This window comes from Burkholderiaceae bacterium, from assembly GCA_024235995.1.
In the GTDB taxonomy this organism is placed as follows: Bacteria; Pseudomonadota; Gammaproteobacteria; order Burkholderiales; family Burkholderiaceae_C; genus Ottowia.
Map to the genome: position 1 here is coordinate 865,432 of JACKLI010000001.1, position 18,968 is coordinate 884,399.

General features: G+C 72.0%; 10 protein-coding genes. 7 read left to right on the plus strand and 3 right to left on the minus strand.

From position 1 onward, the window contains the following. Positions 1 to 64: 64 nt before the first annotated feature. A complete protein-coding gene (locus tag H6927_04320; GenBank protein MCP5217316.1) occupies positions 65 to 841 on the minus strand; it encodes a cyclase family protein in 777 nt (258 codons plus the stop codon). 200 nt (positions 842 to 1,041) lie between these two features. On the opposite strand from H6927_04320, the gene H6927_04325 reads away from it, so the two are divergent. The 3 genes from H6927_04325 to H6927_04335 all read left to right on the plus strand — a co-directional run bounded on the left by H6927_04325 (position 1,042) and on the right by H6927_04335 (position 4,888). Next, positions 1,042 to 2,064 (plus strand): AraC family transcriptional regulator, encoded by a 1,023-nt coding sequence (locus tag H6927_04325; GenBank protein MCP5217317.1) that lies wholly within the window; start codon positions 1,042 to 1,044, stop codon positions 2,062 to 2,064. Between the two features lie 113 nt (positions 2,065 to 2,177). Then, positions 2,178 to 3,452, plus strand: a complete 1,275-nt coding sequence (locus H6927_04330) for a M20/M25/M40 family metallo-hydrolase (GenBank protein MCP5217318.1) — start codon at positions 2,178 to 2,180, stop codon at positions 3,450 to 3,452. Between the two features lie 41 nt (positions 3,453 to 3,493). Further along, on the plus strand, positions 3,494 to 4,888 hold the full coding sequence (locus tag H6927_04335) for an aminopeptidase P N-terminal domain-containing protein (protein MCP5217319.1): 1,395 nt from the start codon (positions 3,494 to 3,496) through the stop codon (positions 4,886 to 4,888). A 115-nt stretch (positions 4,889 to 5,003) separates the two neighbouring features. On the opposite strand, the gene glnE is transcribed toward H6927_04335, so the two are convergent. Beyond that, positions 5,004 to 7,898, minus strand: coding sequence for a bifunctional [glutamate--ammonia ligase]-adenylyl-L-tyrosine phosphorylase/[glutamate--ammonia-ligase] adenylyltransferase (gene glnE / locus H6927_04340; protein ID MCP5217320.1), 2,895 nt, complete (start codon positions 7,896 to 7,898; stop codon positions 5,004 to 5,006). A gap of 92 nt (positions 7,899 to 7,990) precedes the next feature. Between glnE and H6927_04345 the strand changes: the two genes are divergently transcribed. Both H6927_04345 and H6927_04350 read left to right on the plus strand, forming a co-directional pair. After that, entirely contained in the window at positions 7,991 to 12,049 is a 4,059-nt protein-coding gene (locus tag H6927_04345) for a TIGR02099 family protein (protein MCP5217321.1), read from the plus strand. Positions 12,050 to 12,749: 700 nt separating this feature from the next. Next, entirely contained in the window at positions 12,750 to 14,981 is a 2,232-nt protein-coding gene (locus tag H6927_04350) for a PAS domain S-box protein (protein ID MCP5217322.1), read from the plus strand. Here H6927_04350 and H6927_04355 read toward each other — a convergent pair. Continuing rightward, on the minus strand, positions 14,872 to 15,846 hold the full coding sequence (locus tag H6927_04355) for a LysR family transcriptional regulator (protein MCP5217323.1): 975 nt from the start codon (positions 15,844 to 15,846) through the stop codon (positions 14,872 to 14,874). The two genes, H6927_04350 and H6927_04355, sit on opposite strands and share 110 nt — an antisense overlap. A gap of 105 nt (positions 15,847 to 15,951) precedes the next feature. Between H6927_04355 and H6927_04360 the strand changes: the two genes are divergently transcribed. Both H6927_04360 and H6927_04365 read left to right on the plus strand, forming a co-directional pair. Then, positions 15,952 to 17,310, plus strand: a complete 1,359-nt coding sequence (locus H6927_04360; GenBank protein MCP5217324.1) for an aspartate aminotransferase family protein — start codon at positions 15,952 to 15,954, stop codon at positions 17,308 to 17,310. 82 nt (positions 17,311 to 17,392) lie between these two features. Next, positions 17,393 to 18,913, plus strand: coding sequence for a CoA-acylating methylmalonate-semialdehyde dehydrogenase (locus H6927_04365; protein ID MCP5217325.1), 1,521 nt, complete (start codon positions 17,393 to 17,395; stop codon positions 18,911 to 18,913). Positions 18,914 to 18,968 lie beyond the last annotated feature (55 nt).

Consider the following 18,968-nt stretch of genomic DNA (forward strand, 5'->3'; position numbering starts at 1 on the left):
CATCCACGGCGGTGCCGGGCCAGGCCCGACCGCCGCTGCGTTCTTCAGACTTCGGGGTGCGGTTTCAAGGAACCAGCGCCAGCACGCGCAGCGGGCTGCCCGAGCCGTTCTTGATCTTCAGCGGCGCGCTGAGGATGACGGCGCCGGTGGCGGGCAACTGGTCCAGGTTGGTCAGGCACTGCAGGCCGTACTTGTTGGCGCCATGCATCAGCGTGTGGCAGGGGTAGGCCACGGGCCAAGCGTAGGACTGGCCGGCGTCGGTGTTGATGGTTTCCACGCCAAAGCCGCGCACGTCGCGCTTCACCAGCCACTCCACCGCCGCCTGCGTGGGGCCGGGGGTGTGCGCGCCGTCTTCCTTCACGTTGGCGTAGGCAGCCGGGTCGCTGATGCGCTTGCTCCAGTCGGTGCGAAACAGCACCCAGGCGCCGGCCGGGATCTTGCCGTGCCTGGCCTCCCAGGCCTCCAGGTGCTTCACGTCCAGGTTGAAGTCGGCGTTGGCCGCCACCTCCTGGCTGCAGTCCACCACACAGGCCGGGCCGATGAAGGCCTTGGGATCGAGCGTGTCCACGCTGTTGTTGGGATAGTCCTTTCCAGTGATCCAGTGCACCGGCGCGTCGAAGTGGGTACCCGTGTGTTCGCCGCAGGAGAAGTTGTTCCAGTACCAGCCGGGGCCGGCATCGTCGTAGTGGCTGATCGTCTCCTGCTTGAAGGCCCACACCTGGCCGAACTGCGGCGGCAGCACCAGCGGTGGAAACTCGGACGAGAGGGTGTGGGTCAGATCGACGATCTTCAGTGCGCCCGAGGCGATGTCCTGCGCGAATTGGGTTAGCGATGTGCTCATGGGTAGTCTCCTGGAAGGTTCGATGAAAAGCCGGGGCTCGTGGCGCAATGCTGCCGCCTTGCGCCCACCTGCTGCAAGCCGATTCGCGAATACCCTTGTCCATTTTGCGTTGCAAGCCGCCAAAACCAAGGGAAAACCCCCAGCGTCAGACGGCAGCGGTCGTTGATACTTCAAGCTTAAAGCAAATACCCGATTTCCCGATGCCCACCCTGCTTGCGTCCGCGACCTCTTGCGCCCGTCTGCTGGATTCGTTTCCGCTGATCCGCTCGCGTTCGGCCGAAGAGGCGTGCCAGCGCGTGGGCGACGTGTTCTCGCCGCACCGGCTGGAGCTGCGCGGCGATGCGCACGGCCTGGACGTGCGCCACAACCGGGTGACGCTGGGGCAGTCGGCCATCAACGTGCTGCACTACGGCGCCGAGGTGGTGATCGACCCCGGCGAACGCGGCGACTTCTATCTGGTGCAACTGCCCCTGAGCGGGCGGGCCCAGGTCCGCTGCGGCGATGACGAGGTGGACGTGGACGACGCCGTGCTCAGCGTACTGCGCCCGCGCGTGGCCAGCCGCATGCGCTGGAGCCGGGACTGCACCATGCTGCTGCTGCAGGCGCCCAGCCGGCTGGTGCACGGCTACGTGGGCGAGGACGAACTGCCCCCGCGCATGGCTTTGTCGCGCTGCCGCAAGGAGCCCGAGGTGGCCGCCTGGTGCCAGGCCATGCTGGACTTGACGCGCAACATCGACTGCTTTGGCGCGCAATGGCAGGCCCACCCCAGCGCCGTGGCCGCCATCGAGGGCTTCTTGCTGACCGCGTTCTCCTGCCTGCTGCTGGAGCCCGGCGCGCCGCCCGCCAGCGGGCCCATCGAGGCGCGCAGCCTGCGCCGCGCCAAGGACTACATCCACGCCCACCTGGACCGCCCCCTGCTGCTGGCCGACATTGCGCGCCACGCCTGCGTCAGCCCGCGCACGCTGGAGGGGGTGTTCAAGCGCCACGGCGAAGCCTCCCCGCTGGCCTATGCCCGCCACCAGCGCCTGCAGGCCGCGCACCTGGCGCTGCGCACGGCCGCGCGCGCGGGCGGCGCGGCCAGGGCCAGCGTCACCGACGTGGCGCTGGCGCACGGCTTCGTGCACATGGGGCGCTTCAGTGCGCAATACCGCGCGCAATTCGGCTGCCTGCCGTCCGAGACCTTGAACCTGGAAACGGCAGTCGATCGCTTGCCCAGAACCTGATCGGGCAGATGCCGTTTGGCGTCCGGTGGCGCTTGAACTCCGGCGTCTTGAAGATTCGCGTGGGTCGATGTTCGCATAATGAGCGTTTTCATCACGGATTCAGGAAACAAACCATGCAACCCGCCTTGCGACCGTTGATTGCGGCCCTGCTGCTGACCCTGGCCAGCGCCCCGACCCAGGCCGCGCCCGTGGCCGCCGTGCATGAGCTGGCGCAACAGGAGCAGCAGCCCCTGCTCGACACCCTGCGCGATCTGGTGCAGATCGAATCGGGCAGCAAGGACATCGACGGCCTGAACCAGATCGCCGAGCGTGTGGCCACGCAGCTCAAGGCGCTGGGCGGGGAGGTGCAGGTGCTGCAGTCCCATGACGTGTACCGGCTGGACGACACGCCCGACAAGCTGGGCCCCGCCGTGCAGGCGGTGTTCAAGGGCCAGGGCCAGGCGAAGATCATGCTGATCGGCCATATGGACACGGTGTACCTCAAGGGCATGCTCAAGGACCAGCCGTTTCGCATCGACGGCAACAAGGCCTATGGCCTGGGCATTGCCGACGACAAGCAGGGCCTGGCGCTGATCCTGCACACGGTGACCTTGCTCAATAAACTGGGCTTCAAGGACTACGGGCAACTCACCGTGCTGATGAATGGCGACGAGGAAATCAGCTCGCCCGCCTGGCGCAGCACCATCACGCGGCTGGCGGCCGACCAGGACGCGGTGTTTTCCTTCGAGGGCGGTGGCACCGACGGCTCGCTGCGCCTGGCCACCAGCGGCATCGGCGCCGCCTATTTGAAGGTGCAGGGCAAGGCCTCGCACGCCGGCGTCAAGCCCGAGGATGGGGTCAACGCGCTGACGGAGCTGGCGCACCAGCTGCTGCAACTCAAGGACTTGTCCAGGCCCGAGCAGGGCCTGAAGCTGAACTGGACGCTGGCCAAGGCCGGCACCAACCGCAACGTCATCCCGGCCGAGGCCACGGCGCAGGGCGATGCGCGCGCGCTCAAGGTGTCGGACTTCGATGGGCTGGAAAAAGAGCTGCAGGCGCGCGTGCAGACCAAGCTGCTGCCGGCGGCCAAGGTGGACTTGAAGTTCGAGGTGCGCCGTCCGCCGCTGGAGGCCAACGACTTCTCGCGCCGCCTGGCCGAGTATTGCAGCGCCGTCTATCGGGACGAGCTGGGTCTGCCGCTCAAGGTGCTGGGCAAGGCCACGGGCGGCGGCACCGACGCGGCCTTTGCCGCCCTCAAGGCCCGCGGCGCGGTGGTCGAGGGTTTTGGCCTGTCGGGCTACGGCGCGCACTCCAACAACGCCGAGTACGTACAGCTGGACAGCATCGTGCCGCGCTTGTATCTGACGGCACGCGCGATCATGGACCTGTCGGCGGGCAAGCTGAAGTAAGCCGGCCTGCATGCTGGCTGGGCGCGTGTCATGATCAAGGCATGACCGCGCCAGCAGCATCCCCCCACGCCGCCCGCCGCGCCCGCCTGGCCGCCCAACTGGGCGCCGGCGGCGTGGCCATCATCCCCACCGCGCCGGTGCAGCGGCGCAACCGCGACAGCGACTTTCCGTACCGGCCCGACAGCTACTTTCATTACCTGACCGGGTTCGACGAGCCCGAGGCCTGGCTGGTGCTGGCCTCTGACGGGCGCAGCACCCTGTTTTGCCAGCCCAAGGACGCCGAGCGCGAGATCTGGGACGGCTATCGCCTGGGCCCCGAGGCCGCGCCCGCCGCGCTGGGTGTGGACGCCGCGCATTCGGTGGCTGAACTGGACGTGCTGCTGCCCAGGCTGCTGGAAAACACCCGCACCGTGTGGTACCCGTTTGCCACGCACGCGGGGCTGGAGTCGCGCATCGATGGCTGGCTGCAAAAAGTGCGCGCGCGCGCCCGCTATGGCGCGCTGACGCCCGAGGCGCAGCGCGACGCCTGCGCGCTGCTGGACGAGATGCGCCTGGTGAAGGACGCGCACGAGCTGGCGCTGATGCGCCGCGCCGGCGCCATCAGCGCGGGCGGGCACGTGCGCGCCATGCAGCGCTCGGCGCGCATGCTGCGCGCCGGCGAGGACGTGCGCGAATACCACCTGGAGGCCGAGCTGCTGCACGAGTTTCGCCAGCACGGCTCGGAGTTTGCGGCCTACACCAGCATCGTGGCTGCTGGCGCCAACGCCTGCGTGCTGCATTACCGCGCCGGCAATGCGCCCATCAGGGACGGCGAGCTGGTGCTGATCGACGCCGCCTGCGAGCTGCACGGCTACGCCAGCGACATCACGCGCACCTTTCCGGCCAATGGGCGCTTCAGCGGCCCGCAGCGCGCGCTGTACGAGCTGGTGCTGGCCAGCCAGGACGCGGCGGCCGCCGCCACGCGGCCGGGCGCGCGCTTCAACGACCCGCACGAGGCGGCGGTGAAGGTGCTGGCCCAGGGCCTGCTGGATGTGCGCCTGCTGGATGCGGACAAGGTGGGCGGCGCGCAGGACGTGATTGAAAAGCGCGCCTACTTTCCGTTCTACATGCACCGCACCAGCCACTGGCTGGGCCTGGACGTGCACGACTGCGGCAGCTACGTGGAACCCGGCGAGCTGGGCCAGGTGAGCGAGCGCACCGACCCGCTGTCGGGTGAAGTCATCAAGGACCGCCCCAGCCGCATCCTGCGCGCCGGCATGGTGCTGACGCTGGAGCCCGGCCTGTACGTGCGCCCGGCCGAGGGCGTGCCCGAGGCGTTCTGGAACCTCGGCATCCGCATCGAGGACGACGCCGTGGTGACCGAGGCCGGCTGCGAGCTGATCACGCGCGGCGTGCCGGTGGCGCCCGACGAGATCGAGGCGTTGATGCGCGACTGAGCCCGGCCGCCGCTGGAGGCCATGGGCGCCCGGTGGGCCCGGCAGCGCAACATTTAAAGAAAAATGGCTTTAGCGGGCATGGATCATGCCCGTCAAGCTATCAAAAAAAGAGTATTCAGCGGGTGGCCGTTGCAGGCGCGCCGAACACCGCCTGCCACAGCGCGCCGATGGCCGCGCGCTCGCTGGCCAGGGTTTCGGGCGCCACCTGGGTGGGCTGCTCGTCCAGCCGTGCCAGGTGCTGGGCGTGGCGCAGGCTGCGGTAGGCGTCGGCGGCGGCCTGGCCCACGTTGGCGGGCAGCAGGCCCGCGGCCTCGGCGCGCGCCAGCAGGGCGATGTTGCCCAGGTTGGGCTCCAGCTCGGGGTGTTCGCCGGCGTGCGCCAGCACCAGGTACTGGGTGGCGAACTCGGCGTCGATCATGCCGCCGGGGCTGTGCTTGACGTCGAACCGCCCCGCGGGCACCGGATGCGCGCCGCGCATGCGCTCGCGCATGGCCACGATCTCGGCGCGCAGCGCGGCGCGGTCGCGCGGCGCGGTGATGACGGCGTGGCGCACGGCGTTGAAGCGCTGCTCCATCGGTGACGGCTCGGTGGAGATTTCATCAGGCGCCTGCGGCGGCACCATCTCGCCGCCGCCGGGCCGCCCCAAGGCGGCGAGGGCCCCCTCGGGGGGCAGCGGACCATGCGCAGCAGGGGAGCGTGGGGGCACCATCCTTGCTCTGGTCATCGCTTGATGTTCCCAGGTCCACGCGGTGTTGCTGCCGCGCTGCTGCTGGTAGTCGGCGTAGGCGCCGAAGGAGGTCACCAGCAGGCCCGAGCCGCCGTTGGGGCGCAGGGCGGTGTCGATCTCGTAGAGGTCGCCGTCGCCGGTCTTGAGCGTCAGCCAGGTGATCAGCTTGCGCACCAGCGCGGCGTAGATCTCGGCGGCCTGCTCGTGGTCGTCGTCGTAGACGAAGACCAGGTCCAGGTCGCTGCCGTAGCCCAGCTCCTTGCCGCCCAGCTTGCCGTAGCCGATGACGCCCAGCTGCGGCGTGGCGCGGTGGTGGTGGCGCACCAGCGGCCAGCACCAGCGCAGGCTGACGCGCAGGATGGCGTCGGCCAGCGCCGACAGGTCGTCGGCCACCTGCTCGACCGTGATGCTGCGCTCGACGTCGCGCACCAGGGTGCGGAACACCTCGGCGTGGTGGGCGCGGCGCAGCAGGGCCAGCAGGTTTTCCTCGTCGTCCTCGCCGCCGCGCGCCAGGGCGCTGCGGCGCTCGTGCAGCTCGCGCTCCAGCGTGGCGGCGTCGAAGCGGCCGGCCAGCAGGTCGGGGTTGGCCAGCTCGTCGATCACGCCCGGATGCCGCATCAGGTAGCGCGCCGGCCAGCGCGCGGTGCCCAGCACGCGCAGCAGGCGCTCGTGCGCGGCGGGGCGCTCCAGCAGCAGGGCCAGGTAGCTCTGGCGGCGGCGCAGCGCCTCCAGCCATTCCAGAAAGCGCAGCACGGCGGTGTCGCTCACGCGGCCGGCGTTCAGCCACTGCAGCGTGCGCGTCATCAGGCGCAGCAGGCGCTGGCGGGCCTCCTCGCCCAGGCCCTGCACCGGCGGCGAGGTGCACCAGCGCTGCAGCTCGGCGCGTACGGCGGCGTGTTCGGCCAGCCCGGCCAGCGCGCTCAGGTCGGCGCCTTCGTCGGGCGCGGGCTGGCCGGCGGGACCGGGCCTGAGCTTGCCGCAGGCCTTGCAGGGCTCGGGCCCGCCCAGCAGCTGGTCGAACTGCTCGGCCACCGCCTCGCGGTGGCCGTCGAACTCGCCCAGGAAGGCGCACAGGTCGGGGTAACCCATGGTGCGCGCCAGCCACGACAGGTCCTCGTCGTGGGTGGGCAGCAGGTGCGTCTGCTGGTCGTCCAGGTACTGGATGCGGTGCTCGACCCGGCGCAGGAACACGTAGGCGCGCGCCAGCGCCTCGGTGGCCTCGGCGGGCATCAGGCCGGCGCGGGCGATGCGTTCGAGCGCGCCCAGCGTGGGCCGCGTGCGCAGCTCGGGGTACTGGCCGCCGCGCACCACCTGCAGCAGCTGCACGATGAACTCGATCTCGCGGATGCCGCCGCGCGAGAGCTTGACGTCGCTGGCGCGCGCCGGGCGTCCGGCGCTGCGCTTGTTGGCGTGGTCGCGGATCTGGCGGTGCAGCTCGCGCAGCGCGTCGAACACGCTGTAGTCCAGGTACTGGCGAAACACGAAGGGCTGCACCACCGAGCGCAGCGCCTGCACCGGCCCGCCGGCCAGCACCGCGCGCGGCGCCACCACGCGGCTCTTGAGCCAGGCAAAGCGCTCCCACTCGCGCCCCTGCACGCGCATGTATTCGGCCAGCGTGGCCAGCGAGCTGGCCGGCGCGCCCGAGTTGCCGTTGGGCCGCAGCGCCAGGTCGACGCGGAACACGAAGCCGTGCTCGGTCACGTCGCCGATCAGCGTGCTGACCAGGCGCACCGCGCGGGTGAAGTATTCCTGCACCGAGATGCGGCCGGCGCCGCCCTCGCGGCCCGCGGTTTCGCCGTCGGCGTCGTAGATGTAGATCAGGTCGACGTCGCTGGAGACGTTGAGCTCGCGCGCGCCCAGCTTGCCCATGCCCACCACCCACAGCTGCGCGCGCTCGCCGGCCGCCGTCAGGGGCGCGCCGTGGCGGGCGTCGAGCTGCTCGAAGGCCTCGGTGCAGGCCACGTCCAGCGCTCGCTCGGCCAGCGTGGTCATCGCCGCGGTCACGGCCTGCAGCGGCGCGCCCTGCTCGCAGTCCAGCACCACCAGCCGCTCCATCACCAGCTGGCGCAGGATGCGCAGCGCGGCGCCGGTGGCGTGGCCGCGCGCGCGCAGGCGCTGCAAGGTGGCGTCCATGCCGGCGGCGTCGGGCGTGCCGGGCGGCAGCAGCGGCAGCTCGTCGGCGTAGCGGCGGCGCAGGCGCTGCACCAGGCGTGAATGCGTTGCCCCCGCCGGATTGGGCGAATCGGGTGTCGGCACCGAACCTGGCGCCTCATCGCGGGTCATAATTTCTTTTCCCCTGCCGCCGGTCGGCTTTCATCGACTGCTTCACGCGCACGCTCTTGAGTCCCTTTCCGATCCGCGTTCTTGCCGTTGCCGTGCGTTGGGCCGTACGCATCGTGGGCGCGCTGCTGCTGCTCAGCGTGCTGGCCTGGTCGGCACTGCATTGGTTCATTGTGCCGCGAATCGACGCGTTTCGTCCGCGCCTGCAGGCGCTGGCCACGCAGGCGCTGGGCACGCCCGTTACCCTGGGCGAACTCACGGTCGAGGCCAACGGCCTGGTGCCCCAGGTGGCGGTGCACGATCTGCGCGTGCCCGGCGCGGGCGGCCAGGGCGGCCTGCAGGTGCCGCGCGCGCTGGTGGTGTTCTCGGTTGCCTCGCTGTTGCGCGGCGGCGTCGAGCAGCTGGTGATCGACGACGCCGACGTGGCGCTGGCGCGCGACGCGCAGGGCCGGTGGTGGCTGGGCGGGCTGGACCTGAGCGCCCCATCGGCAGGCGACATGCGCGCCGCCGACTGGCTGTTCGCGCAGGAGGAGCTGGTGCTGCGCAACGCGCGCCTGACCTGGGCCGACGCCCAGCAGGGCGCGCCGCCGGTGGCCTTCGAGCGCATCGACGCGGTGCTGCGCAACGGCCTGCGCCGCCACCAGTGGCGCGTGGACGCCACGCCGCCGCCCGGCTGGGGCGAGCGCTTCACGCTGATCGGCCAGTTTCGCCAGGCCTTGCTGGAGCGCCACGCCGGGCGCTGGCAAAGCTGGGACGGCCGCTTGTACGCCAGCCTGCCGGGCGTGCAGGCGGCCGCCGCGGCGCCGCTGGCGCCCTGGCTGCAGGCGCAGGGCGTGGGCGGGCTGCGCGGCGCCGCCGCACTGCGCCTGTGGCTGGACGTGCGCCGGGGCTCGCCGGTGGACGCGCGCGCCGACGTGGCCCTGCAGGGCGCGTCCATCACCCTGGCGCCGCAACTGGCGCCGCTGGCCCTGGCCGAGCTGAGCACGCGCCTGGCCTGGCGCCGCCAGGCGGACGGCTTTCAGGCGTCGACGCAGGCGCTGCGCTTCACGCTGCCCGACGGCACGGCCTGGCCGGGCGGCAACCTGAGCTTCGGCCATCGCGCGGCCGGCGGCACGCTGCAGGCCGACCGGCTCGACCTGGCCACCCTGGCGCGGCTGGCCGCCAGCCTGCCGCTGCCGCCCGAGTGGGGCGAGCGCCTGCGGCAGCAGCCGGTGGCCGGACGGATCGAGCGGGTGGACGCGCGCTGGGACGGCCCGCTGCCATCGCCCAGCGACTGGCGGCTGCAGGCCCAGGCCACGGGCCTGCGGGTGGAGGCGCTGGCGCGCCCGCCGGACGCCAGGGGCCATGCCCGCCCCGGCATCCCCGGCGTGGAGGGCGCGGCGCTGCAGCTGGACGCCGGGCCCGCCGGCGGGCACGCCAGCGTGAGCATGGCCGGCGGCGCGCTCAGCTTTCCGGGCGTGTTCGAGGAGCCGCGCATCCCGCTGGACGAGCTGAAGATGCAGGCCCAGTGGCGCCTGCAGGGCGATCGCATCGACGTGCAGGTCGATGAACTGACCCTGGCCAACCCTGATGCCGCCGGGCGCTTTTCGGCGCGCTGGCACAGCGGCGAGAACGCCGACGGCAGCGGCGCGCGCTGGCCGGGCGTGCTCGACCTGCAGGGGCGCTTCAGCCGGGCCAACGGCGCGCGCGTGTACCGCTACCTGCCGCTCGGCATTCCGGCCCCCGCGCGCCACTACGTGCGCGACGCCGTGCGCAAGGGTGAAGGCCGCGACGTGACGGTGCGCGTGCAGGGCAGGCTGCACGAGCTGCCCTACAACCTGCCGGGCGAGGTGGGCACGTTCCGCATCGCCGCGCCGGTGAGCGGCGTGCTGCTGGGCTACGTGCCTGCCCGGCTGCAGCCCAAGGGCCAGGCGCCCTGGCCGGCGCTGGAGGGCCTGGGCGGCGAGCTGGTGTTCGAGCGCGCCGGCATGCAGGTGCACGCGGGCGCCGCCCACGTGCAGGGCCACGCCGACTGGCGCTGGGCCGGCATCGAGGCCAGCGTGCCCGACTTCAAGCAGCCCCGGGTGCAGGTGCAGGCCACGGGCAGCGGGCCGCTGGCGGCGGCGCTGGCCATCGTACGCGGCTCGCCGGTGGCCGACTTCACGCATCACGCGCTGGATGGCGCCAGCGCCAGCGGGGACGCCACGCTCGAGCTCAAGCTGGACCTGCCGGTGCAAACGATCGAGCAGGCCAAGGTGCAGGGGCGCGTGCGGCTGGCCGGCAACACGCTGCGCCTGGCCGCCGCGGCGCCGCCGCTGGAGCAGGCCAGCGGCGCGGTGAGCTTTTCCGAAGCGGGCTTTGCCATCGAAGGCGCCCAGGCCCGCGCGCTGGGCGGGCCGGTGCAGGTCAGCGGCGGCACGGTGGCGGAGGCGTCCCGGGTGCTGATCAAGGCCAGCGGCCAGGCCAGCGCCGAGGGCCTGCGCCAGGCGGGCGACGGGGGGCCGGCCTGGAGCGCCGTGGCCGCGCTGGCGCGCCAGGCCAGCGGCAGCGCCGACTATCAGCTGGAGCTCGGCTTTCAGGGCGAGGCCATGCAGCTGGACGTGCACAGCGCGCTGCGCGGCCTGGCGCTGGACTGGCCCGCGCCGCTGGACAAGCCGCCGGATGCCGCCTGGCCGCTGCGCGTGGAGCTGGGGCCGGCAGCCGGCGCCGCCGGCGGCGCGGCCGAGCTCCTGCGGGTGCAGCTGGCCGAGCGCCTGGCGCTGCAGCTGCAGTACGGCGCCGACGTGCCCTTGCGCGGCGCGGTGGCGCTGGGGCAGGCCGCGGCCCAGCCCCTGGCGCTGCCCACGGCCGGCGTGCACGCCAGCGTGCGCTGGCCCGAGATCGACGCCGACGCCTGGCAGCGCGCCGTCGAGCGCTTGGCCGCCGCGCCCGCCCCTGGCCAGGCGTCGCCGGCCTGGAACGGCGAGGGCCTGCCCGAGCACTGGAGCTTCGACGTCGGCGTGCTGCGCGTGGACGAGCGCAAGCTGCACGATCTGCACGCCAGCGCCACGCGCAGCGGCACGCATTGGCAAACCCAGGTGCAGGCGCGCGAGCTGGCCGGGCGCCTGGAGTACACCGAGGGCGCGCGCGGCCAGCCCGGCGCCGTGCGCGCGCGCCTGTCGCGCCTGAACCTGGCCGCCAGCGACGCGGCCGACGCCAACGCGCTGGAGCAGCCGCCCAGCCGCATTCCGGCGCTGGATATCGTGGTCGACGACTTCGAGCTGCACGGCCGCAAGCTGGGCCGGCTGGAGGTGCAGGCCGTCAACCTCGACGTGGACAAGGCCCGCGCCGCGCCCGGCGCCGAGGCGCTGCACGAATGGCAGCTGACGCGGCTGGCGCTGACGGTGCCCGAAGCCAGCCTGAGTGCCAGCGGCCGCTGGGCCGCGCAGCCGGGCGCGCCGGCGCTGCCGCCGGGCACGCGCTCGGTGCGCAGCGCCGAGGACCAGCGGCGCACCGCGCTGGACTTCAAGCTGGAGGTGCGCAACGCCGGCGCCCTGCTGGCGCGCTTCGGCATGGCCGGCGTGCTGCGCGGCGGCCAGGGCCAGGTCGCCGGCGAGCTGGGCTGGGTGGGCTCGCCCTACTCGCCGCACTACGCCAGCATGGACGGGCAGCTGCACCTGGACATCGGCGCCGGCCAGTTCCTCAAGGCCGAGCCGGGCCTGGCCAAGCTGCTGGGCGTGCTCAGCCTGCAGGCGCTGCCGCGCCGCCTCACGCTGGACTTCCGCGACGTGTTCAGCAGCGGCTTCGCGTTCGACTTTGTGCGCGGCGACGCCAAGGTCACGCACGGCGTGGCGCGCACCAGCAACCTGCAGATGAAGGGCGTGAACGCCGCCGTGCTGATGGACGGCCAGGTGAACCTGGATGCGGAGACGCAGAAGCTGCGCGTGCTGGTGGTGCCCGAGATCGACGCCGGCACCGCCGCGCTGGCGACGGCGCTGATCAACCCCGCCATCGGGCTGGGCGCCTTCGTCGCGCAGCTGGTGCTCAAGCAGCCGCTGGCGCAGGCCGCCACGCGCGAGTTCGAGATCACCGGCAGCTGGGACAATCCGGAGGTGGTGCCGGTCAAGCCGTCGGCCGATGCCGCGGCGGCCGCCGCTTCCGCTGCCGCCGCGGCCAGCGCACCGAAGGAGAAATGATGCACGTCGCCGCCATCCAGATGGTTTCCGGCACGCAGGTGGAGCCCAACCTGCGCGCGGCCCGCGCCCTGCTGGCCGAGGCCGCCGCCGCGGGCGCCGAGCTGGCGGTGCTGCCCGAGTATTTTTGCGTCATGGGCCGGCGCGACACCGACAAGCTGGCGCTGCAGGAGCCGCTGGGCAGCGGGTCCATCCAGGCCTGGCTGTCCGCCACCGCGCGCGAGCTGGGGCTGTGGATCGTGGGCGGCACGCTGCCGCTGTCGTGCGAGCCGCGCGATGAGCGCCGGGTTCGTAATGCTTCATTGGTGTTCGCGCCGACGGGCGAGCGCGTGGCGCACTACGACAAGATCCACCTGTTTCGCTTCAACGACGGCGAGCGCCAGTACGATGAGGCCGCGGTGCTGGCCGCCGGCAGCCGGCCGGTCGTGTTCGAGCTGCCTTCGCGCGACGGCCACGCCTGGCGCGTCGGCCTGTCGGTGTGCTACGACCTGCGCTTTCCCGAGCTGTACCGCACCTATGCGGCGCAGGGCGCCGACCTGCTGCTGGTGCCCAGCGCCTTCACCCACGTCACCGGCCGGGCGCACTGGGAGCTGCTGCTGCGCGCGCGCGCGGTCGAAAACCTGAGCGCCGTGGTCGCCGCCGCCCAGGGCGGCGTGCACGAGAACGGCCGGCGCACCTGGGGCCACTCCATGGTGGTCGATGCCTGGGGCCAGGTGCTGGCCCAGCGGCCCGAGGGCGCGGGCGTGGTGCTGGCCGAGCTGGACGCCGCCGCGCTGTGCGCCCGGCGCCAGCAACTGCCGGCACTGGAGCACCGGCGGCTGTGAACCCCGCACGCCTGGCGCGGCGCGCGCGCGCGCGGTGGCGGCGCCTGCTGGCGCTGTGGCGGCGCTGGCGGCTGTGGGTGGCGCTGGTGCTGGTAGTGGCGCTGATGCTGGGCGTGCTGGTCTGGCTGGCGCGCAACCACGAGATCGACGAGCTGCAGCGCGCGCTCGACCGCGACAACGCCGCCGCCGTGCAGACCCTGCGCCAGGGCCTGGCGCGGCGCCAGCAGGACCTGCACGGCCTGGCGATGCTGCAGCTCACGCCCGAGGGCTGGCCGCCCGCCGCGCTGGCGCTGCTGGACCGCTACCGTGACTGGCTGCGCGTGGAGTGGCGCGACGCCCACCTGCGCGTGCTGGCCAGCGCCGACAGCCCTTACTACCCGCCCTTCGAGCCGCCCGACGAGGGGCCGCGCGGGCAGCAGGCGCAGCGCATCCGCGAGGTCTGCGCCAATGCCGCCCGGCTCGACGGCGCGGCCTACACCGAAAGCCATTTCGTGCAGCGCTCGGGCGGCGTGGGCGAGGAAGTGATGCAGATGTGCCTGCCGATCGGCACTGGCGCGCGGCGCAGCGGCTACCTGGTGGTGACGTATTCGCTCAGCGGCATGCTCAGCAGCATGCTGGCGCCCACCTACACCCAGCGCCAGAGCGTGGCCTTCACCGAGCTGGACGGCACCCGGCTGGCGGTGCAGGGCGGGCCGCGGCGCGGCGCGCGCCTGTTCGTGTCGCAGCTGCTGCTGGACCTGCCGGGCGACACCCTGGTGCTGCGCATGGAGGGCGGCCGCCAGGCGCCCGACACCCTGCCCAACGTGATGACGGCGCTGGTCACCGGCCTGTCGATCGCGCTGGTCACGGTGCTGATCCTGCTGGCGCGCGACTTCAGGCGGCGCCAGCAGGCCGAAGCCGAGCTGGGCGAGGCGCTGGCCTTCCGCAAGGCGATGGAGGACTCGCTGGTCACCGGCCTGCGCGCGCGCGACCTGCAGGGACGCATCACCTACGTCAACCCGGCCTTTTGCGCCATGACCGGCTTTGCGCCCGAGGCGCTGATCGGCCACGCCCTGCCCGCGCCCTACTGGCCGCCCGAACACGTGCAGGAGTACACCGAGCGCCAGGCCGTGCGGCTGACCGGCGCGGCGCCGTCGCGCGAGGGCGTGGAGTCGGTGTTCATGCGCAAGGACGGCACGCGCTTTCCGGTGCTCATCATCGAGGCCCCCCTGATCGGCCCGACGGGCAAGCACAGCGGCTGGATGGGGGCCGTGCTGGACCTGACGGCGCAGCGCCGCGCCGAGGAGATGTCGCGCGCCAGCCAGGAGCGCCTGGCCGCCAGCGCGCGCCTGGCCACCGTGGGCGAGATGGCCTCGCTGATGAGCCACGAGCTGAACCAGCCGCTGGCCGCCATCTCCAGCTACGCCAACGGCTCGCTCAACCTGCTGGCCGGCGCGCCCGCGCCGACCGAGACCATGGCCGACGTGCGCGTGGCACTGGCGCGCATCGCCGAGCAGGCCGGGCGGGCCGGCAAGGTCATCCACAGCGTGCATGAGCTGGTGCGCCGGCGCGCCAGCCAGCGCCAGGCGGTGGCGCCCGAGGCCCTGCTGGACACCGTGCTGCCGCTGGTGCAGCTGCAGGCGCGCAAGCTGGACGTGCGCGTGCAGATCGATTGCGCGCCCACGCTGCCGGCTGTGTGGTGCGAGCCGACCATGATCGAGCAGGTGCTGCTGAACCTGGCGCGCAACGCCATGCAGGCCATGGCCGACACCCCGCCGCCGCGCCTGCTGCGCCTGGCGGTGCAGCCCGAGCCGCAGCCGCGCGGCGCGCGCGCCGCGCTGCGCTTTGCCGTGTCGGACACCGGCAGCGGCATCGGCGACGAGGTGGCCAGCCAGCTGTTCACGCCCTTTTTCACCACCAAGGCCGAGGGCATGGGCCTGGGCCTGTCGCTGTGCCGCACCGCCATCGAGCAGCACGGCGGCACCCTGGTGCACGAGCCGCAGCGGCCGCGCGGCACGGTGTTCAGCTTTGGCCTGACGGTGGCGGATGCGCCGGCGCATGCGCCGCCCGCAGCGCCCGATGAAAGGCCAGCGCCGCGCGTGCCGGCTGGGGCGAGCGGCGCAGCACGCTGACGAAGTCGCAGGCGTAGTGCAGGGTGGCGGGCGCCACCGCGCGCAGCTGGCCGCGCTGCACGAAGGCGTCGGCGTAGTGCTCGGGCAGGAAGCCGACGAAGCGCCCCGACAGGATCAGCGTGGCGATCGCCTCCTGGTCGAACGCGGTGGCGCCGCGCTGCAGGTGGCGGGCGTGCGCCAGCTCCAGGTTGGGCGAGTGGTAGCCCAGGCCGGCGAAGTCCGAACGGGCCTGCAGCGCTTTCCAGTTCAGCGCGGCATGCTCCTGATTAAATAGTGGATGCCCGGCGCCGGCGTACAGGCGCATGGTCTCGCCGAACAGCCGCTCGTAGCGCAGGCTGCCCGAGCTGCGGTGGGCCGGGATCACCCCCACCGCGAAGCTGCCGTCCAGCACGCCGCGCTCGATCGCCTGGATGGTGCCCACGTGCAGCTCCAGTGCCACGTCGGGCGCCTGGTCGCGAAACGCGGCGATGGCCTGGTGGATGCGCGCGGCGGGGTTGCTGGCGGTCTTGTCGAACAGCGCGATGGCCAGCTTGCCGCCCATGCGCGCGTGGATGTCGTGAACGCTGGCGCGAAAGCCATCCACCGCGGCCAGCAGGCGCAGTGTCTCGTCGTACACGCGCTGGCCCTCGGCCGTCAGCGCGAAGCCGGCGCGCCCGCGCCGGCACAGCACCAGGCCCAGGCGCGTTTCCAGGTCCTTCACGTGGCGGCTGACGGCGCTGATGCCGATGTTCAGCTCCAGCTCGGCCGCCGCCATGCCGCCGCACTCGACCACCGCCTTGAACACCTGCAGCAGGCGCAGGTCCATGTCGCTGAGCTGCCCCAGCAGGGCGCGGGCACGGGGCTGGTGGGCTTTTACTTGCGTCATTTTGCAAACAAGCTTGAATATTTGCTGATTTGACCGATTAAATCACCGGCCGACAATGGCGGCTTCAGCCCCCTTTTTTTGTCGCCCCGATCCGAGGAGAACGCCATGAGCGCCATCGCCAGCCCCGCCCTTGCCAGCAGCCCCGTGCGGACCGACGCCGCCTGGCTGGACGCGCACTGGATGCCCTTCACCGCCAACCGCCAGTTCAAGCGCGACCCGCGCATGGTGGTGGCGGGCCAGGGGGCCTACTACACCGACGGCGAGGGCCGCAAGATCTTCGACGGCCTGTCGGGCCTGTGGTGCAGCGGCCTGGGCCATGGCCGGCGCGAGATCGCAGAAAGCGTGGGCCAGCAGGCCGCGCGGCTGGACTATTCGCCGGGCTTCCAGTTCGGCCACCCGCTGTCCTTCGAGCTGGCCAACCGGATCAAGCAGCTCACGCCCGCCGGGCTGGACTACGTGTTCTTCACCGGCAGCGGCTCGGAGGCCGCCGACACCGCGCTGAAGATGGCGCGCGCCTACTGGCGCCTGAAGGGCCAGGGCGGGCGCACGCGCCTGGTGGGGCGCGAGAAGGGCTACCACGGCGTCAACTTCGGCGGCATCTCGGTGGGCGGCATGGTGGGCAACCGCAAGGTCTACGGCCAGGGCATCGAGGCGGACCACCTGCCGCACACGCAGCCGCCCATGGGCAGCTTCATCAAGGGTCAGCCCGTCGAAGGGGGTGTGCAGCTTGCCGACCGCCTGCTCGATCTGATCGCCCTGCACGACGCCAGCAACATCGCCGCCGTCATCGTCGAGCCCTTCAGCGGCTCGGCCGGCGTGGTGATTCCGCCCGTGGGCTACCTGCAGCGCCTGCGCGAGATCTGCACCCAGCACGGCATCCTGCTGATCTTCGACGAGGTCATCACCGGCTTCGGCCGCTGCGGCGCCATGACCGGCAGCGAGGCCTTCGGCGTGGTGCCCGACATCATGACCTTCGCCAAGCAGGTCACCAACGGCGCGCAGCCGCTGGGCGGCGTGGTGGCCAGCAAGGAGATCTACGATACCTTCATGGCCGCGGGCGGGCCCGAGTACATGCTGGAGTTCGCCCACGGCTACACCTACAGCGCGCACCCGGTGGCCTGCGCCGCCGGCATCGCCGCGCTGGACCTGCTGGAGCGCGAGGACGGCGTGGGCCGCGCCAAGGCGCTGGCGCCGCACTTCGAGGCCGCCGTGCACGGCCTGAAGGGGACCAAACACGTGCTGGACATCCGCAGCTACGGCCTGGCCGCGGGCCTGACCATTGCCCCGCTGCCCGGCGAGCCCGCCAGGCGTCCGTACGAGATCGCCATGGCCTGCTGGAAGAAAGGCTTCTACGTGCGCTACGGCGGCGACACCATCCAGCTGGCGCCGCCCTTCATCAGCACGCCGGCCGAGATCGACCGCCTGGCGAGCGCGCTGGGCGATGCGCTGGCCGAAACCGCCTGAACCTGAAAATTCCTGATTTGATAGCTGACGGCGCCGCATGGATGCGGGCCAGAGGCCTGTTTTCTTCAAGAAAGCCATTTCCATGAAACACGACAAGAACGTCACCGCCACCGTCGGCCACCTGATCGACGGCCAGATCGTGCACGAGCACGGCCGCGTGCAGCCGGTGTTCAACCCCGCCACCGGCACCTCGTCCACCAGCGTCGAGTTGGCCGGCCCGGCCACCGTGGAGGCGGCCATCGCCAGCGCCGAGAAAGCCTTTCCGGCCTGGCGCAACACGCCGCCGCTCAAGCGCGCCCGCGTGATGAGCAAGCTGAAGGGGCTGCTGGAAGCGCACGCCGACGAGATCGCCGCGCTCATCACCGCCGAGCACGGCAAGGTGCTGAACGATGCGCACGGCGAGCTGCAGCGCGGCATCGAGAACATCGAATACGCCAGCTACGCGCCCGAGCTGCTCAAGGGCGAGCACAGCCGCAACGCCGGCCCCGGCATCGACTCCTGGGCCGAGCACCAGCCGCTGGGCGTGGTGGCCGGCATCACGCCCTTCAACTTTCCGGCCATGGTGCCGCTGTGGATGTGGCCGATGGCCGTGGTGTGCGGCAACTGCTTCATCCTCAAGCCCAGCGAGCGCGATCCTTCGTCGGCTCTGCGCATCGCCCAGCTGGCGCTGGAAGCGGGCCTGCCCCCCGGCGTGCTGAACGTCGTCAACGGCGACAAGGACTGCGTCGATGCGCTGCTGTGCGATCCGCGCATCAAGGCCATCAGCTTCGTGGGCTCCACTCCCATCGCCGAATCGATCTACGCCACCGGCAGCCGGCACGGCAAGCGCGTGCAGGCGCTGGGCGGCGCCAAGAACCACGCGGTGGTGATGCCCGACGCCGACATCCAGAATGCCGTCACCGCCATGATGGGCGCCGCCTACGGCTCCTGCGGCGAGCGCTGCATGGCCGTGCCGCTGATCGTCGCCGTCGGCAACGAAGTGGCCGACAAGATGATCGCCGGCCTGAAGACCGAGATCGCCAAGATGAAGGTCGGCCCAGGCAGCGACAACGGCAACGACATGGGCCCGCTGGTCACGCGGCAGCATTTCGAGAAGGTCAAGGCCTATGTGGACAGCGGCGTGGCCGAGGGTGCCACGCTGCTGGTCGATGGCCGCGGCCTGAAGGTCAAGGGCCATGAGGAGGGCTACTTCCTGGGCGCCTGCCTGTTCGACCACGTCAAGCCCGGCATGAAGATTTATCAGGAGGAAATCTTCGGCCCCGTGCTCGGCATCGTGCGCGTGCACTCGCTGGACGAGGCCATGCAGCTCATCAACGACCACGAGTACGGCAACGGCACCTGCATCTTCACGCGCGACGGCGAGGCCGCGCGCCACTTCACCGACCACATCCAGGTCGGCATGGTGGGCGTGAACGTGCCGCTGCCGGTGCCCGTGGCCTACCACAGCTTCGGCGGCTGGAAGCGCAGCCTGTTCGGCGACCTGCACGCCTACGGGCCGGACGCCGTGCGCTTCTACACCAAGCGCAAGACCATCACCCAGCGCTGGCCCTCGGCGGGGCTGCGCGAGGGCGCGGTGTTCAGCTTTCCGAGCCACCACGCCTGAGCCTGAGCAGGCTCGCCGCCTGCACAAAGACACCCTCGCGACAGCGATGCCGCGG

Coding starts and splice junctions, on each gene's coding strand:
- H6927_04320 (MCP5217316.1), bottom strand. CDS start 841: ATGAGCACATCGCTAACCCAATTCGCGCAGGACATCGCCTCGGGCGCA.
- H6927_04325 (MCP5217317.1), top strand. CDS start 1,042: ATGCCCACCCTGCTTGCGTCCGCGACCTCTTGCGCCCGTCTGCTGGAT.
- H6927_04330 (MCP5217318.1), top strand. CDS start 2,178: ATGCAACCCGCCTTGCGACCGTTGATTGCGGCCCTGCTGCTGACCCTG.
- H6927_04335 (MCP5217319.1), top strand. CDS start 3,494: ATGACCGCGCCAGCAGCATCCCCCCACGCCGCCCGCCGCGCCCGCCTG.
- glnE (MCP5217320.1), bottom strand. CDS start 7,898: ATGACCCGCGATGAGGCGCCAGGTTCGGTGCCGACACCCGATTCGCCC.
- H6927_04355 (MCP5217323.1), bottom strand. CDS start 15,846: ATGACGCAAGTAAAAGCCCACCAGCCCCGTGCCCGCGCCCTGCTGGGG.
- H6927_04360 (MCP5217324.1), top strand. CDS start 15,952: ATGAGCGCCATCGCCAGCCCCGCCCTTGCCAGCAGCCCCGTGCGGACC.
- H6927_04365 (MCP5217325.1), top strand. CDS start 17,393: ATGAAACACGACAAGAACGTCACCGCCACCGTCGGCCACCTGATCGAC.